At 60.7% G+C, this 15,338-nt stretch carries 9 protein-coding genes; 6 read left to right on the forward strand and 3 right to left on the reverse strand.

Going from position 1 to position 15,338, the window contains the following annotated elements:
- The first annotated feature begins 32 nt into the window (after positions 1-32).
- The 4 genes from AC2I9W_RS08450 to AC2I9W_RS08465 all read left to right on the forward strand — a co-directional run bounded on the left by AC2I9W_RS08450 (position 33) and on the right by AC2I9W_RS08465 (position 3,756).
- On the forward strand, positions 33-1,019 hold the full coding sequence (locus AC2I9W_RS08450; protein ID WP_486409544.1) for a TRAP transporter substrate-binding protein: 987 nt from the start codon (positions 33-35) through the stop codon (positions 1,017-1,019).
- A 151-nt stretch (positions 1,020-1,170) separates the two neighbouring features.
- Positions 1,171-1,686, forward strand: a complete 516-nt coding sequence (locus AC2I9W_RS08455) for a TRAP transporter small permease (protein WP_486409545.1) — start codon at positions 1,171-1,173, stop codon at positions 1,684-1,686.
- Positions 1,687-1,840: 154 nt separating this feature from the next.
- The gene (locus AC2I9W_RS08460; protein ID WP_486409546.1) at positions 1,841-3,127 is read left to right on the forward strand and encodes a TRAP transporter large permease; all 1,287 of its coding nucleotides are present in this window, start codon (positions 1,841-1,843) and stop codon (positions 3,125-3,127) included.
- A 122-nt stretch (positions 3,128-3,249) separates the two neighbouring features.
- Positions 3,250-3,756 (forward strand): hypothetical protein, encoded by a 507-nt coding sequence (locus tag AC2I9W_RS08465; RefSeq protein WP_486409547.1) that lies wholly within the window; start codon positions 3,250-3,252, stop codon positions 3,754-3,756.
- A 19-nt stretch (positions 3,757-3,775) separates the two neighbouring features.
- On the opposite strand, the gene uvrA is transcribed toward AC2I9W_RS08465, so the two are convergent.
- From uvrA to AC2I9W_RS08480, 3 genes are all read right to left on the reverse strand, one after another.
- Complete coding sequence (gene uvrA / locus AC2I9W_RS08470; RefSeq protein ID WP_486409548.1) at positions 3,776-9,715, reverse strand: excinuclease ABC subunit UvrA; 5,940 nt, start codon at positions 9,713-9,715, stop codon at positions 3,776-3,778.
- Between the two features lie 202 nt (positions 9,716-9,917).
- Entirely contained in the window at positions 9,918-10,952 is a 1,035-nt protein-coding gene (locus AC2I9W_RS08475) for a porin (protein ID WP_486409549.1), read from the reverse strand.
- Positions 10,953-11,209: 257 nt separating this feature from the next.
- Positions 11,210-12,892 (reverse strand): MFS transporter, encoded by a 1,683-nt coding sequence (locus tag AC2I9W_RS08480; RefSeq protein ID WP_486409550.1) that lies wholly within the window; start codon positions 12,890-12,892, stop codon positions 11,210-11,212.
- A gap of 291 nt (positions 12,893-13,183) precedes the next feature.
- On the opposite strand from AC2I9W_RS08480, the gene AC2I9W_RS08485 reads away from it, so the two are divergent.
- Both AC2I9W_RS08485 and AC2I9W_RS08490 read left to right on the forward strand, forming a co-directional pair.
- Positions 13,184-13,492 (forward strand): DUF485 domain-containing protein, encoded by a 309-nt coding sequence (locus AC2I9W_RS08485; RefSeq protein WP_486409551.1) that lies wholly within the window; start codon positions 13,184-13,186, stop codon positions 13,490-13,492.
- Positions 13,489-15,231 (forward strand): cation acetate symporter, encoded by a 1,743-nt coding sequence (locus AC2I9W_RS08490; protein ID WP_486409552.1) that lies wholly within the window; start codon positions 13,489-13,491, stop codon positions 15,229-15,231. Before AC2I9W_RS08485 ends, AC2I9W_RS08490 begins: the two co-directional genes overlap by 4 nt.
- Positions 15,232-15,338 lie beyond the last annotated feature (107 nt).

Consider the following 15,338-nt stretch of genomic DNA (forward strand, 5'->3'; position numbering starts at 1 on the left):
TCATTTCAAAACATTTCAGAGAGACCAACACCATGCGCATGATTCGCCGCACCTTCGTCGCCACGGCCGTGGCAGCTACGACTGCTTTGACCGCCGCCAGCGCTTTTGCCCAGGGCAAGGAAGTCAAGATTGGCTATGCGCTGGCCGTCAACTCCCATTACGGCGCCGCCGCCAATGCCTGGGCCGAAGGCGTGGAAAAAGGCACGAACGGTGCCTACAAATTCAAGCAGTTTCCCGCCTCTGCACTGGGTGGCGAGCGTGAGCTGATCGAAGGCCTGCAACTGGGCACTGTGGAAGCCGCCATTGTCTCCACCGGCGCTTTGAGCAACTTTGTGCCTGCCGTGGGCGTGGTCGATATTCCCTTTCTGTTCCGCGACACGCAACACGCCCGTGCGGTGATGGACGGCGCTTTTGGTCAAGACCTGCTGGCCCAGTTCCAAAAGCGCGGCCTGGTGGCTCTGTCCTGGGGTGAGCAAGGCTTTCGCCATCTGAGCAACAACAAGCATGCCGTCAATGGCGTGGCCGATCTCAAGGGGCTGAAGATCCGCGTGACCGAGAACCCCGTGCACATCACGGCCTTCCGCACGCTGGGCGCATCGCCCACCCCCATGTCCTGGCCCGAGGTGATCGGCGCGCTCCAGCAGGGCACGATTGACGGCCAGGAGAACCCTATCTCCGTGCTGGTATCCACCAAGCTGTGGCAAGTGCAAAAGCACCTGACGCTGACTTCTCACGTCTACGCCCCCATGGCGCTGATCGTCTCGCCCTCGTTCTGGGGCTCGCTGAATGCCGCGCAAAAGACGGCCTTCACCGAAGCCGCCAAGAAGGGGGCACTGGCATCGCGCGCCTTTGTGGACACCGTGGAGAAAAAGGGCGTGGAAGAGGCCAAGGCCAATGGCATGAAGGTTGTGGAGAAGGTGGACCAGGCCGCTTTCCGTACCGCGCTGGAGCCCGCCTACAAGGAATACGCCAAGAAGTTCGGCCAGAAGACGCTGGACGCCATCACTGCCGTGAAGTAATTCAGGGCTGAGTCCGCAGCCGGTGGCCCTCGTCACCGGCTTTTCCGTCTAGGGGGCCGCATCCACTTCAGGCACTGCCCATGCAGCCGTCCTGCTCTTGCCCCTCAGTACGGCACTCTCACTGCGCGTCATCCATGACGCCTTACTCCCTATGCTTGATCGTATCGAACGCACTCTGGTCGCCTGCAATCGCTGGCTGCTCATCGTGCTGCTGCTGGCCATGGCCTGCATCGTTTTTGCGAACGTGGTGCTGCGCTACACCACGGGTGACTCCATCGTCTGGGCCGAAGAGGTCGCCCGCCACATGATGATCTGGGTCACCTTTCTGGGTGCTGGTCTGGTGCTGCGCTTTGGCGGCCACGTGGCCATCGACAATCTGCACCGTGCCGTCAGCACCCGCAAGGCACAGGTTCTGCGTGCCGTCGTAGTCATCAGTCTGATCGTGTTCTTTGTGGTGATGACCATCACCTCATCGCAGTACGTGTATGCCACGCGTTTTCAAACCACCGCTGCGACGGACATCCCGATTTCCTATATCTACGGCGCCATGCCCGTGGGCTTTGTGCTGATGCTGATTCACCTGCTGTTCATTGCCAAGGGATACATCACCTCAGGCCGCTTCGCGGAGTCCGACGAAATGGACGCCGATGCAGCCGCGTCGATATGAAACACCCCCTGAGTCGCCGCGCGCCTTCCCCCTCTCTCGCTGCGCGGGAGGGGAACGACAGCCTCGCTGCGGGGCGGCCCTTGCTCGCTGCCCCGCGCTTACGGCCTGCCGGTTTCATGCAGCACGCCATGAATCACTGATTGACTGAAACATCATGGGTATCACTTTATTTGTTGCCATCGTCGTCCTGCTCACGCTAGGCTTTCCGGTGGCCTTTGCGCTGGCCATCTCGGCAGCGCTGGCGGTCTTTGTCGGTGGACGTTATCCACAGCTGATCGTCTTCAAGGAAATGTTCACGGGCATCGACAGCTTTCCGCTGATGGCCGTGCCGTTTTTCATTCTGGCCGCAGAGCTGATGTCGGGTGGTGCGCTCACTGCCGTGCTGCTGCGCTTTGCCGCGCAGTTTGTCGGTCATGTGCGCGGCGGTCTGGGCTATGCCAATGTGCTGTCGCTGACCATGTTCTCGGGCATCTCGGGCTCGGCCCTGGCTGATGCCGCCGGACCCGGCTCCATGATGGTCAAGATGATGGACAAGGCCGGCTACAGCCGCGCTTACGCCTCGGCACTGACGGCCAGTACCGCCATCGTCGGCCCCATCATTCCCCCCTCGGTCAGCATGATCATCTATGCGCTGCAGGATGAAAACGTGTCGGTGGGTGGGCTGTTCATGGCGGGCTTTATCCCCGGCATTCTGATTGCGCTGGCCATGGCTGCCGTGAACTGGTGGGTCTGCAAAAAGCGCGACTACCGCAGCACCGAGCCGCGCCCCAGCGCACGCGAAATGTGGGCCAACAGCTTCAAGGCCATCCCTGCGTTGATGCTCATCGTGCTGATCGTGGTCGGCATCCGCTTTGGCATCTTCACGCCCACTGAGGCCTCCGTAGTTGCCGTGTTCTATGCGCTGATCTGCGGCAAGTGGATTTACCGCACGCTCAAGTGGTCGGCCCTGCCCGGCATTCTGGCGCGCTCGGCCATGCTCACGGCATCCGTGCTGCTGGTGATGGCGACATCCGCCGCCTTTGCCTGGGTGCTGACGGTGGAGGGCATTCCGCAGTACCTGTCCGAGCTGATCGTGAGCTGGGAGCTCTCGCCCGTGATGTTCCTGATCGCGGTGAACATTCTGCTGCTGGTCTTCGGCATCTTCATGGAGCCACTGCCCGGCGTGATGATTCTGGTGCCCATCCTGGCCCCCATTGCCTTTACCCTGGGCATTGACCCCACGCACTTTGCCATGGTGGTGATCGTCAACCTGACACTGGGCATGATCACGCCGCCCGTCGGTGGCCTGTTGTTCGTAACCTCGGTCGCCACACGGGTATCGATCACCGATCTGACACGCGAGATGCCACTGTTCCTGGTGGCCCACTTCATCGTGCTGTGCATGCTGACCTTTATCCCCGAGCTGTCGACCTGGCTGCCGCATACGCTGGGCTTTCAGTAAGCATTGCCACGCGAATCGAAAAAGGCTGCCTTTCGGCAGCCTTTTTTCATGGAAAAGCATGACATAGAAGCACTCCGGCACCTATGCACAATGAACGCTGTTCTGGCTTTGCACACTCCACCATGAAATCCCTTCTGCCCTGGCTTTTGCTGCTGGCCCTGAGCCCCGGCGCATATGCAATCACCCGCTGCGACGAGGGCGGGCGAACCTGGTATCAGGACATACCTTGCCCGGCAGGCGCGAGCACCACGGTCATTCCAAGTACTCCAACACTCCAAGCGCCGCTGTCGGGTAGCGCAAAAGTAATCGATCTTCCACAGCAGCCCAGCGCACCTCTGGCTCCACCTCCTGCACATATTCCACAGTCTGTGTACGAGCAAGAGGCACGCATGTGCCTGGCCTGGTACCAGAAAGAAATGCAGCTGCCGCCAGACACACGCTATTTGGACTTCACCAAGGATCAGCGGGTGTTGACCATCACCATCCCGGTGCGGGCTTCCATCGTCAACCCCTTCGGCATCGTCACGGAGAGCACATACAACAAGCAGGCCGCTTGCGAGATTCACGGGGGCCGCCTGGATGACAGCTGGACCCGCATTCATGCCAAGCGCGGCGGCTGGATTCAATAATCTCCCGCCGCGCTGTCTATCAGACTCGCGCCAGCACCGGTGCCAACGCCTTGCCGGTATGCGTGCCGATTTTCACCAGTTCCTCGGGCGTGCCCGTGGCGACGATGCGCCCACCTTCCTTGCCGCCTTCGGGGCCTAAGTCGATAATCCAGTCCGCCTCGGCAATCACGTCAAGGTCATGCTCGATGACTACCACGCTGTGGCCGCCATCAACGAGCCGGTGCAGCACATGGATGAGCTTGTCCACATCGGCCATGTGCAGGCCCACGGTGGGCTCGTCCAGCACGTACAGCGTGTGCGGCGCCTTCTGGCCCCGGCGGCCAATATCGTCACGCACCTTGGTCAGCTCGGTCACCAGCTTGATGCGCTGGGCCTCGCCACCGCTCAAAGTCGGTGAAGGCTGGCCCAGCGTGAGATAGCCTAGCCCCACGTCTTTGAGCAACTGCAGCGGGTGCGCAATCGAGGGCATGGAAGCGAAGAACTCCACGGCCTCATCCACTTCCATCTGCAGCACCTCACCAATGCTTTTGCCTCGCCAGGTCACGGCCAGTGTTTCGGGGTTGAAGCGCGCGCCGTGGCAGACCTCGCAAGGCACTTTCACATCGGGCAGAAAGCTCATTTCGATGGTGCGCACGCCCTGCCCTTCACAGGCCGGGCAACGCCCTTCGCCGGTGTTGAAGCTGAAACGCCCCGCCGCATAGCCACGCGCCTTGGCTTCCAGCGTTTCGGCAAACAGCTTGCGAATCGTGTCCCAGAAGCCGATATAGGTCGCAGGGCAGGAGCGCGGTGTCTTGCCGATCGGTGTCTGATCCACTTCAAGCACACGGTCCACCGTCTCAAAGCCCTTGATTCCTTTGCAGCCCACCAGCGCAGGTGACTTGCCTTCATCCATGGCATCACGCCCAGCCTTGGTCGAGCGCTGCTGCACCCAGGCAGCCACATTGGTCAGCAGCACATCACGCGCCAGCGTGGACTTGCCAGAGCCAGAAACGCCGGTGACGGCCACCAAACGCTTGAGCGGTACGCGCGCATCCACGCTCTGCAAGTTGTGCAAATTCGCGCCCAGCACCGTCAGCCAGTGCAGCGCGTTACTCTCTTCAGTCACTACTGTTTCAGTAGCTGCTTGCGCTTTCTTTTTCTTGGTTTTAGATGGTTTTTTATCTGAAACCAATGAATCCTCAGCGCTAGCAGCTTCTGCATTGATAGCAGTCTCCACTTTGGGCGGCTCACCCTCGCCCACCCAAAGACGTGGCTTGAAGGGGTGGCGCATGGCATGCAACAGATAGCGGCCGGTGACCGAGTCTTCGGCATCCATGATGTCCTGAACCGTGCCTTCCGCCACCAGACGGCCGCCGCGAATGCCGGCGCTGGGGCCGATATCGATCACGTGATCGGCGCGGCGAATCGTGTCTTCGTCGTGCTCCACCACCACCAGGGTGTTGCCCTTGTCGCCCAGCTTGTGTAGAGCATTCAGCAGAATCTGGTTGTCGCGCGCATGCAGGCCGATGGTGGGTTCATCCAGCACATAGCACACGCCTTGCAGATTGCTGCCCAGCTGCGCGGCCAGGCGGATGCGCTGGGCCTCGCCCCCGCTGAGCGTGGGCGCGCCACGATCCAGCGTCAGATAGCCCAGGCCGACCTCTTCCAAGAACTCCAGACGGCTTTGAATCTCCGGAATCAGGTCACGTGCAATATCAGATTCGCGCCCCGAAAGCGCCAGCTTTTGCACCCACTGGCGCACATCGCTCACCGACAGCTGGGCAATATCGGTAATGCCCACGCCGTGGAATTTCACGGCACGCGCCGTGGCGTTCAAACGAGTGCCGTGGCATTTGGGGCACTCTACCTCGGCCAGGTCTTCCACTTCCTGGCCTTCAAACTTCACCTCGCGGCCACGGTTGTCTTCGGCCAGCAAGGTGTCGTCATAGACCTTGCGCTGGTCCTTGGTCAGCTTCACGCCCGTACCCACGCAGTCGGGGCACCAGCCATGCTTGCTGTTGTAGGAGAACAGACGGGGGTCCAGCTCGGCATAGCTGGTGGCACAGACTGGGCAAGCGCGCTGGGTGGAGAACACCTGCAGCGCACCAATGCCGGCCGTGCTTTGGCCTCCCTGCATGGCGTCCGCCAGATTCTCTATGCCCGAGAGCACATGCAGCACGCCCTTGCCAATCTCCAGCGCCTGGCGCAGATGACCGCGCAGCTCCTTCTCGTTGGCTGCGGTCACCGTCACACTGGCCACGGGCAGCTCAATCGTGTGTTCCTTGAAGCGGTCAATGCGCGGAAAGCCCGTGGTCGGCAAAAACTCGTCGTCCACGCGCAGATGGGTGTAGCCCTTGGGTCTGGCCCAGTCGGCCAGCTCGGTATAGACGCCCTTGCGGTTGACGACCAGCGGGCTCAGCAGGCCTATGGTCTGGCCACGGAAGTTCGTCATCAGCTGCGCGGCAATGCTTTCCTCGGTCTGAGGCTGGACGATGGCATCGTCGTGTATGCAGTGCTGCACGCCCAGCTTCACATAGAGCAGACGCAGAAAGTGCCAGACCTCGGTGGTCGTGCCCACCGTGGACTTGCGACCGCCGCGCGACAGGCGCTGCTCGATGGCCACCGTGGGCGGTATGCCATAGACCGCATCGACCTCGGGACGGCCCGCAGGCTGCACGATGGAGCGCGCATAGGCATTGAGCGATTCGAGATAGCGGCGCTGGCCTTCGTTGAACAGAATGTCGAAAGCCAGCGTGGATTTGCCCGAGCCCGACACCCCGGTCACCACATTGAACTTGCCGCGCGGCACATCGACCGTCAGCGACTTGAGGTTGTGCTCCTTGGCGTTGACGATTTCAATCGCATTCTTGGCCTGCAGTGCTTGTGCAGCCTTGGCTTTGCGCTCTGGTTTATAGAGCATGGGCGCAACTTCGCGCACCGCCTCGCCGCCCACGCCCATGGCCAGGTCGTATTCACGCAAGGCCTGGGCCGTGTGCGACTCTTGCACATGGCGCACATCTTCAGGCGTGCCCTGGGCCACGATCAGACCGCCGCCATCACCGCCTTCGGGGCCCAGGTCGATGAGCCAGTCGCTGGCGCGAATCACGTCCAGATTGTGCTCGATGACGATCAGCGAGTGGCCGGCTTCGAGCAGCTTGCGCAGCGCGCGCATGAGCTTGGCGATGTCCTCGAAATGCAGGCCGGTCGTGGGCTCGTCGAACAGGAACAGCGTGCCTTTCTTGGCCAGCGACTGCTTGGACTTGCTTTGCGCGCGAGCCGCTTCCGCGAGGAAGCCTGCCAGTTTCAAGCGCTGGGCCTCGCCGCCCGACAGCGTGGGCACGGGCTGACCCAGCTTCACATATTCCAGACCCACATCGACGATGGGCTGCAGAGCGCGGATCACATCGCGGTCCTGCGCAAACAGCAGCGCGGCTTCGGCCACCGTGAGTTCCAGCACATCGGCCACATTCAGCGGCTGGCCGTTGCGCTCGATTTTCACTTCGAGGATCTCGGGGCGATAACGCGTGCCGTTGCAATCGGGGCAGCGCAGATAGACGTCCGAGAGGAACTGCATCTCCACATGTTCAAAGCCCGAGCCGCCGCAGGTCGGGCAGCGGCCGTCGCCGCTGTTGAAGCTGAACTTGGCAGCCGTGTAGCCGCGCTGGCGCGACAGCGGCGCCACGGCGAACAGCTCGCGGATCGCATCCCAGGCGCCCACATAGCTGACCGGGTTGGAGCGCGCCGTCTTGCCGATGGGCGATTGGTCGACAAACATCACATCGGCCAGATGGTCCGCGCCCAGCAGGCGCTCGAACGCGCCCGCCGCATCGGTGGGCTTGCCGAAGTGACGCATCAGCGCTGGCACCAGCACATCCTGGATCAATGTGGACTTGCCCGAGCCCGAAACGCCGGTGATGGTGACCAGGCGCTGCAGCGGAAAGTCCACGCTGATATCGCGCAGATTGTGCTCGCGCGCGCCTTCGAGAATCAGGCGCGGCGTGGATTCTGTCACCATGCGCTTGAGGCCAAAACCCACTTGCTTGCGGCCGCCCAGATAGGCGCCCGTCAGCGTATCGGCCTGGCGCAAATCCTCGGGCGTGCCATCAAACACAATCTGCCCGCCGCGTGCGCCGGGGCCCGGCCCCATGTCGATCATGCGGTCTGCCGCAAACATGACGGCGGGGTCATGCTCCACCACAACCAGCGTATTGCCCGCATCGCGCAGGCGCTGCATGGCCTCGGTGATGCGCTCCATATCGCGCGGGTGCAGTCCAATCGAGGGCTCGTCGAGCACGAACAAGGTATTGACCAGCGAAGTGCCCAAAGCGGTAGTGAGGTTGATGCGCTGCACCTCGCCGCCACTCAGCGTGCGGCTCTGGCGGTCCAGCGTGAGGTAGCCTATGCCGACATCGCACAGGTACTGCAGCCGCGTCATGACTTCGGCATGAAGCATCTTGAGCGCCTGTGCCTCACCATCGTTTTTATCCGCATCGGCAGCCGGTGCCAGCTGCGCAAAAAATTCGCGCAGGCGCGTGATCGGCAGACGCATCAGGTCATGCAGACACAGGCCCGGCAGGCTTTCCAGCTGCTCACGGCTCCAGCCCACGCCATGCGGCATAAAGCGCTGGTATCTGCCTCCTTCATCGCCGGGCGGCAGCACGGCATCGGCAGCCTGCTTGCCGCCAATACGCCAAAGCAGGCTTTCTGTCTTGAGTCGCGCACCGCCACATGTCGGGCATTCGGTATAACTGCGGTACTTGGACAGCAGCACCCGGATATGCATCTTGTAGGCCTTGCTTTCGAGGTACTCGAAAAAGCGGCGAATGCCGTACCAGGTCTGGCTCCACTTACCGTTCCAATTGGGCGACCCTTCAATCACCCAGTCTTTCTGCTCCTTCGTCAGCTTGGACCAGGCCGTGTCGCGGGGAATGCCCTCAGCCTCGGAGTGGCGCATCAGGTCGTCCTGAATTTCCTTCCAGGCCGGTGTCTGAATCGGCTTGATAACGCCGGTGCGCAAGGTGAGCTTTTCGTTCGGAATCACCAGACCCCAGTCCACCCCGATCACACGGCCAAAACCACGGCAGGCATCGCAGGCGCCCACCGCGGAGTTGAACGAGAACAGCGAGGGAATCGGCTCCTGATAGGTCAGATTGCTCTCGGGGCAATGCAGACCCAGGGAGAACTTCCACAGCTCGGGCTCGCCAACCTCTGCACCACTCTCTGGCAGTACATAGACCGTGAGCCTGCCGCTACCGCGCTTGAGGCCCACTTCAATCGCCTCCATGGCGCGAGCTCGTTCGGCCTTGCTCAGGCGAAAGCGGTCAGCAATAACATCCAAGACCTTGATTTTTTCCGGTGCAGCCTTGGTCTTTTTCTTGCCCTTGCTCACCTCATCGGCCACAGGCTGGGCGCGCTCCACTTCGCGCTCGGCCTGTACCTTGGTAAAGCCGCTGGCCGACAGCCACTGCTCCACTTCTTCGGCCGTGGTGTTGGCTGGCAGCTCCACCGGGAAGGTGATGGCAATGCGCGGATCCCCCGCCGCTTCGCAGCGCTGAGCCAGCTCGGCGTAAATGCTGTCTGCCGTATCGTGGTGCACCGGCATGGCGGTCTTGCTGTCGAACAGCTGGGCCGCGCGCGCAAACAGCAACTTGAGGTGATCGTTGATCTCCGTCATCGTGCCCACGGTGGAGCGCGAGTTACGCACCGGGTTGGTCTGGTCGATGGCAATCGCGGGCGGCACGCCTTCGACCTTGTCTACAGCCGGCTTGTCCATGCGATCGAGGAACTGGCGCGCGTATGCAGAGAAGGTCTCGACATAGCGGCGCTGGCCTTCGGCGTAGAGCGTATCGAACACCAGACTGGACTTGCCGGAGCCGCTGGGCCCGGTGACCACGGTCAGCTCACCGGTGCGGATATCGATGTCCAGATTGCGAAGATTGTGCTGGCGAGCACCACGGATACGGATCAGGCCCTGCGTCATGTTCTGCGGTCTTTTCTATGGAGGCCAAACATTCTAGGCAGCCAGGACATGGGCCTTTGGAATACATGTGCATTACTGCTTTTCTCAGCAGTCATACAGACATGAAAAAACCCCATGCCTTTCGACATGGGGTATGAACTTGGAGTAATGGTCTGCATTATCAGCTGCAGTTGCTGGAGACACCGCTTGCGCGGTGCACAAATTAGAAGGCGTGGCGGACACCCAGCGCAAAGGAGCTGAAGTCCTTGCCTGTGGGCTGGCCAGCAGTCATGCTGTCGCTCATGGCATTGCCATAACCATAGCTCGCATTGTTTCCGTTGTTCACACGGGTGTAGTAGGTATAGACCTTGGTGCGCTTGCTCAGGTTGTAGTTGTAGCCCAGCGTGAACTGAGTGGCTGCAGAGCTGGACAGGTTGCTCCAGCTATTGGCACGGCCCACGTTCGCGTGGAATTCAGATGCACCCATGGCATACATGGCCGACAGACGGAAGTTGTTGCGCGAGCCCATCAGCGTTTCGTCGTTGCGCTGGTAGTAACCACCCAGAGTCACAGCACCAAAGGTGTACAGACCGCGCAGAGAGGCTTGCCAATTGCTGTTCCAGCGGCTGTAGCCAGCGCCGAGTGCCAGAGGCCCTTGGTTGTAGTTGGCAGCCAGGTCGTAGCCATTCTTGCGGTTGGTGTCAGCTGCTTTTTCGTGCATAGACACGGAGCCTTCCGCCCAGAAACCACCCATGGCTGGAGTGCGATAAGAAATTTTGTTGCCCGTGCCCAGGCCGCCGGGACCGCCCTGACCACCTGTCGAAGCACCCATCCAGTTGGGATCTTGGTAGAGCGCGTCCGAAGAAGGACCTGTGTCGTGGTTATGCATGCTGACGTAGTCAGCAGATGCGAAATAGGATTCAGGGAAGAAGTTGCCCAGACGAACCATACCGAAGTTGCCCGACAGATTCACTTCGCTTTGACGACCAAAGAAGGTCGATGCAGCAGCGCCAGTGTCGGAGCTGAAGCCGGACTCCAGCACAAAGCCCGCCTTCAGACCACCGCCCAGATCTTCTGTACCGCGGAAGCCAAAGCGAGAAGCGTTATTCACCATACCCGTGGCTGACTGGTCGCCCAGCTTTTGGTGCTCAACAGTGGTGTTGATACGGCCATACAGCGTCACGCTGCTCTGTGCCATTGCGGTAGTTGCGCCCATCACAGCCAGTGTGGCCAGAGCGATGCGAGTCATCTTGGTCATTCAATGCTCCTAAATCCTGGGATAGTGTTTTGTACCGCATCGGCTTGTAGGCTTCCTGCCCTCTCGCGGCTAGGAGTGATTCTAGGTTCGCGTCTCTGAAAAGCATGATTTGCATGACAAAAAAATGAGCCAATGATGCTTTGCTGCCACACTGCTGTAATCCATAAGTGCTAAAGCAAAGCAAAAAGGCCCATCCAGCAATCGCGAGACGGGCCTTGGCTGGAATGCTTCAGAAACTGAAGCACCCGGGCATTCAATCAATCATCTGCGTAGATATCCCGGTCCTTGGTTTCGGGCACGAACAACGTACCGATGACCGCAGTCACTCCCGCAATGATGATGGGATACCAGAGGCCGTTGTACATATTTCCGGTCTGCGCCACGATGGCAAACGACATGGTCGGCAGCAGGCCGCCAAACCAGCCGTTACCGATGTGATAGGGCAAGCTCATCGATGTATAGCGAATGCGCGTGGGGAATAGCTCCACCAGCATGGCGGCAATGGGGCCGTAGACCATGGTCACCAGCAGCACCAGATAGGTCAGGATCACAATCATCATGACCTTGTTCATCTTGGCTGGATCTGCCTTGTCGGGGTAGCCATCCTTCTTCAGCGTTTCTGTCACTGTCTTATTGAACTCGGCCCCCTTGGCCTTGAGCTCATCCGCACTCAACCCCGCCATGGAGTAGCTGGCAACCGTGTCTTCACCGATGCGAATGACTGCAGGGGTGCCTGCCGGCGCATCCTCGCTCTCATAGCTCACCGAGCGATTGGCCAGCGCCTGCTTGGCCACGTCGCAGGAGCTGGTGAATTTGGCCGTGCCGGTAGGGTTGAACTGGAAAGAGCACTCCGCAGGATCGGCCACGATCACCACCTTGTTCTTGGCCTGAGCAGCGGCCAGATCAGGGTTGGCCGCTTCGGTCAGCGCCTTGAAGACGGGGAAGTAGGTCAGCACCGCCAGAATGCAGCCCATCATGATGATGGGCTTGCGGCCGATCTTGTCGGACAGCGTTCCAAAGATCACAAAGAAAGGCGTACCGATCAGCAGTGCCGCAGCGATCATCAAGTTCGCCGTCACTGCATCGACCTTGAGCTGCTGCGTCAGGAAGAACAGCGAGTAAAACTGCCCCGTGTACCAGACCACGGCCTGGCCGGCCGTCAGGCCCAGCAGAGCCAGGATCACAATCTTCAGATTCTTCCAGTGTCCGAAGGACTCCTTGAGCGGAGACTTGGAGACCTTGCCCTCCGCCTTCATCTTCTGGAAGGCGGGCGACTCGGACAGCGTCATGCGGATCCAGACCGAGATGGCCAGCAGCAGAATGGACACCAGGAAAGGAATACGCCAGCCCCAGTCCACAAAGGCTTCTTCGCCCAAAGAGGTGCGCACTCCCAGAATTACCAGCAGCGACAGGAACAGACCCAGCGTCGCCGTCGTCTGAATCCACGAGGTATAGGCACCGCGCTTGCCGTGCGGCGCATGCTCGGCCACATAGGTGGCGGCACCGCCGTACTCGCCGCCCAGCGCCAGCCCCTGCAGCATGCGCAGTGCGATCAGGATGATGGGGGCTGCCACGCCGATGCTGGCGTAGTTGGGCAAGATTCCCACGATGAAGGTGGAGACGCCCATGATCAGAATCGTCACCAGAAAGGTGTACTTGCGCCCGATCATGTCGCCCAGACGGCCGAACACCAGCGCACCAAAGGGCCGCACGATAAAGCCCGCCGCAAAGGCCAGCAGCGCAAAGATAAAGGCCGAGCCTGAATCCAGACCGCTGAAGAACTGCTTGGCGATGATGGCCGCCAGAGACCCGTATAGATAAAAGTCGTACCACTCGAAAACCGTTCCGAGTGAAGACGCAAAGATGACTTTGCGCTCTTCCGGGCTCATCGGCCGCGGGGCCGACTTACCTCCCGTGCTTGCTGTCGCATTGATGGCCATGTTTGTCTCCTAGGTTTTGGGAATTCCAGGCGCTGCCAACTCACCTGCACGGCCAATATCAAAGCGACAACTGACCGCTAACTTACAAAAAATCACTCCTCAAAATTTCAAGGCTGGGCATTACCCGACCCTCTCCGCACTTACCCGAATTTGTTTTTTTCCGATGTGAAAAACCGGGGCAAACACCGATAACGTAAGTAAGGAGGCGGTCAGACGGGCTTCTCAGAATGCATCGCAAGCAGGCCGCTCACCTACGCAGGCAGGCTGGAAAACTTCAAAGGAGACAACACTGTGCAAGACCCGGTGATAGAGACTATTCAAAGCAACCCTGCCTACCAGCAGCTGCGCCGCAAGCGCAACCGCCTGGGCCTGGCTCTGACCGTTCTGATGCTGATCGTGTACTACGGCTATGTCGCGCTGATCGCGTTCGACAAGGAGTTCCTGGCCCAGCCTATCGGCGCAGGCGTGACCACGCTGGGCATCCCCATCGGCATGGGCGTCATTATTTTTTCCGTGATCATCACCGGCCTGTATGTGCGCCGCGCCAATGGCGAGTTTGATCAACTGACTCGCGACATTCTCAAAGGCGTCAAGGCATGAATCAGCGTAACTCTTTGCAATGGCTGGCAGGCGCGGCCGGGCTGGCTGCTCTGGCCACCGCCGCCCCGGCTCTGGCCGCTGGCGGCGACGTCGGCAATGCCGCCAAGCAGGCCACCAACTGGACGGCCATCATCATGTTCACCGCCTTTGTGGTGGCAACGCTGTGGATCACCAAATGGGCGGCAGGCCGCACCAAGTCGGCATCGGACTTCTATACCGCTGGCGGCGGCATCACCGGCTTTCAGAACGGTCTGGCCATAGCGGGCGACTACATGTCTGCCGCCTCGTTTCTGGGCATCTCGGCATCTGTCATGGCCAGCGGCTATGACGGCCTGATCTACTCCATCGGCTTTCTGGTCGGCTGGCCTTTGCTAACCTTCCTGCTGGCAGAGCGTCTGCGCAACCTGGGTCGCTTTACCTTTGCCGACGTGGCCGGCTACCGCTTTGCACAGACGCCGTTCCGCATCTTTGCATCGTGCGGTACTCTGGTCGTGGTGGCCTTCTATCTGATTGCCCAGATGGTCGGTGCCGGTCAGCTCATCAAGCTGCTGTTCGGCCTGGACTACTGGGTCGCCGTGGTGCTGGTGGGCGCGCTGATGATGATCTATGTGCTGTTTGGCGGCATGACGGCCACCACCTGGGTGCAGATCATCAAGGCCTGCCTGCTGCTGGCCGGCGTGACCTTCATGGGCTTCATGGTGCTGGCCAAGTATGGCTTCAGCCCCGAGGCACTGTTTGCCGAAGGCGTGAAGGTGCGCACCCAGATCGCCGCAAACGGCGGTGCAGAGCCATCCGTGGCAGAAAAGCTCGGCCTGGCCATCATGGGCCCGGGTGGCTTCATCAAGGACCCGATCTCGGCCATCAGCTTTGGCATGGCGCTGATGTTCGGCACGCTGGGCCTGCCCCACATCCTGATGCGCTTCTTCACCGTGCCTGACGCCAAGGAAGCGCGCAAGAGCGTGTTCTGGGCCACGACATGGATTGGCTACTTCTACGTGCTGATCTTCATCATCGGCTTTGGCGCCATCACCCTGGTGCTGACCAACCCCGAAATGGCCGACACGGCCAAGGGCGTAATCCACGGCGGCGCAGGTACGGCCAATATGGCGGCCGTGCTGGTGGCCAAGACCGTGGGCGGCGATGTGTTCTACGGCTTTATCTCGGCCGTGGCCTTTGCCACGATTCTGGCCGTGGTGGCGGGCCTGACCCTGTCCGGCGCATCAGCCGTCTCGCACGACCTGTACGCCACCGTCATCAAGAAGGGCAAGGCCGACAGCGCCTCTGAACTGCGCGTCTCGCGCATCACCACGCTGTGCCTGGGCATCGTGGCCGTGCTGCTGGGCATTGTGTTCGAGAAGCAGAACATCGCCTTCATGGTCTCGCTGGCCTTTGCGGTGGCGGCTTCCGCCAACTTCCCGCCGCTGCTGCTGTCGGTGCTGTGGAAAGACTGCACGACCAAGGGCGCCGTGATTGGCGGCTTCATGGGCCTGGTCTCCTCCGTGGGTCTGACCATTGTTTCGCCCTCGGTGTGGGAAGCCACGCTAGGCCACCCTGCAGGCTCGGCCTGGTTCCCCTACGCCTCGCCTGCGCTGTTCTCCATGGCGATTGGCTTCTTCGGCGTGTGGCTGTTCTCGGTGCTCGACAAGAGCGCGCAGGCCGCCAAGGAACGTGCCGTGTTCCCCGCGCAGCAAGTGCGCTCGGAAACCGGCCTGGGCGCTGCTGGCGCATCGGGTCACTGATAAAGCCCCGAGGCTGATCCATCTCTGAAACGGCCCGCAACCAGAATTGGGGTTGCGGGCCGTTTGCATTGCAGAGGTGCGGCAGGGCTGCCCAAAGCAAAAAGTCG

It is taken from the genome of Comamonas sp. FUJ_7, from assembly GCF_057369555.1.

Bases quoted from the DNA above. Each gene is read 5' to 3' on its own strand.
- AC2I9W_RS08450 (WP_486409544.1), top strand. From the start codon at position 33: ATGCGCATGATTCGCCGCACCTTCGTCGCCACGGCCGTGGCAGCTACG.
- AC2I9W_RS08455 (WP_486409545.1), top strand. From the start codon at position 1,171: ATGCTTGATCGTATCGAACGCACTCTGGTCGCCTGCAATCGCTGGCTG.
- AC2I9W_RS08460 (WP_486409546.1), top strand. From the start codon at position 1,841: ATGGGTATCACTTTATTTGTTGCCATCGTCGTCCTGCTCACGCTAGGC.
- AC2I9W_RS08465 (WP_486409547.1), top strand. From the start codon at position 3,250: ATGAAATCCCTTCTGCCCTGGCTTTTGCTGCTGGCCCTGAGCCCCGGC.
- uvrA (WP_486409548.1), bottom strand. From the start codon at position 9,715: ATGACGCAGGGCCTGATCCGTATCCGTGGTGCTCGCCAGCACAATCTT.
- AC2I9W_RS08475 (WP_486409549.1), bottom strand. From the start codon at position 10,952: ATGACCAAGATGACTCGCATCGCTCTGGCCACACTGGCTGTGATGGGC.
- AC2I9W_RS08480 (WP_486409550.1), bottom strand. From the start codon at position 12,892: ATGGCCATCAATGCGACAGCAAGCACGGGAGGTAAGTCGGCCCCGCGG.
- AC2I9W_RS08490 (WP_486409552.1), top strand. From the start codon at position 13,489: ATGAATCAGCGTAACTCTTTGCAATGGCTGGCAGGCGCGGCCGGGCTG.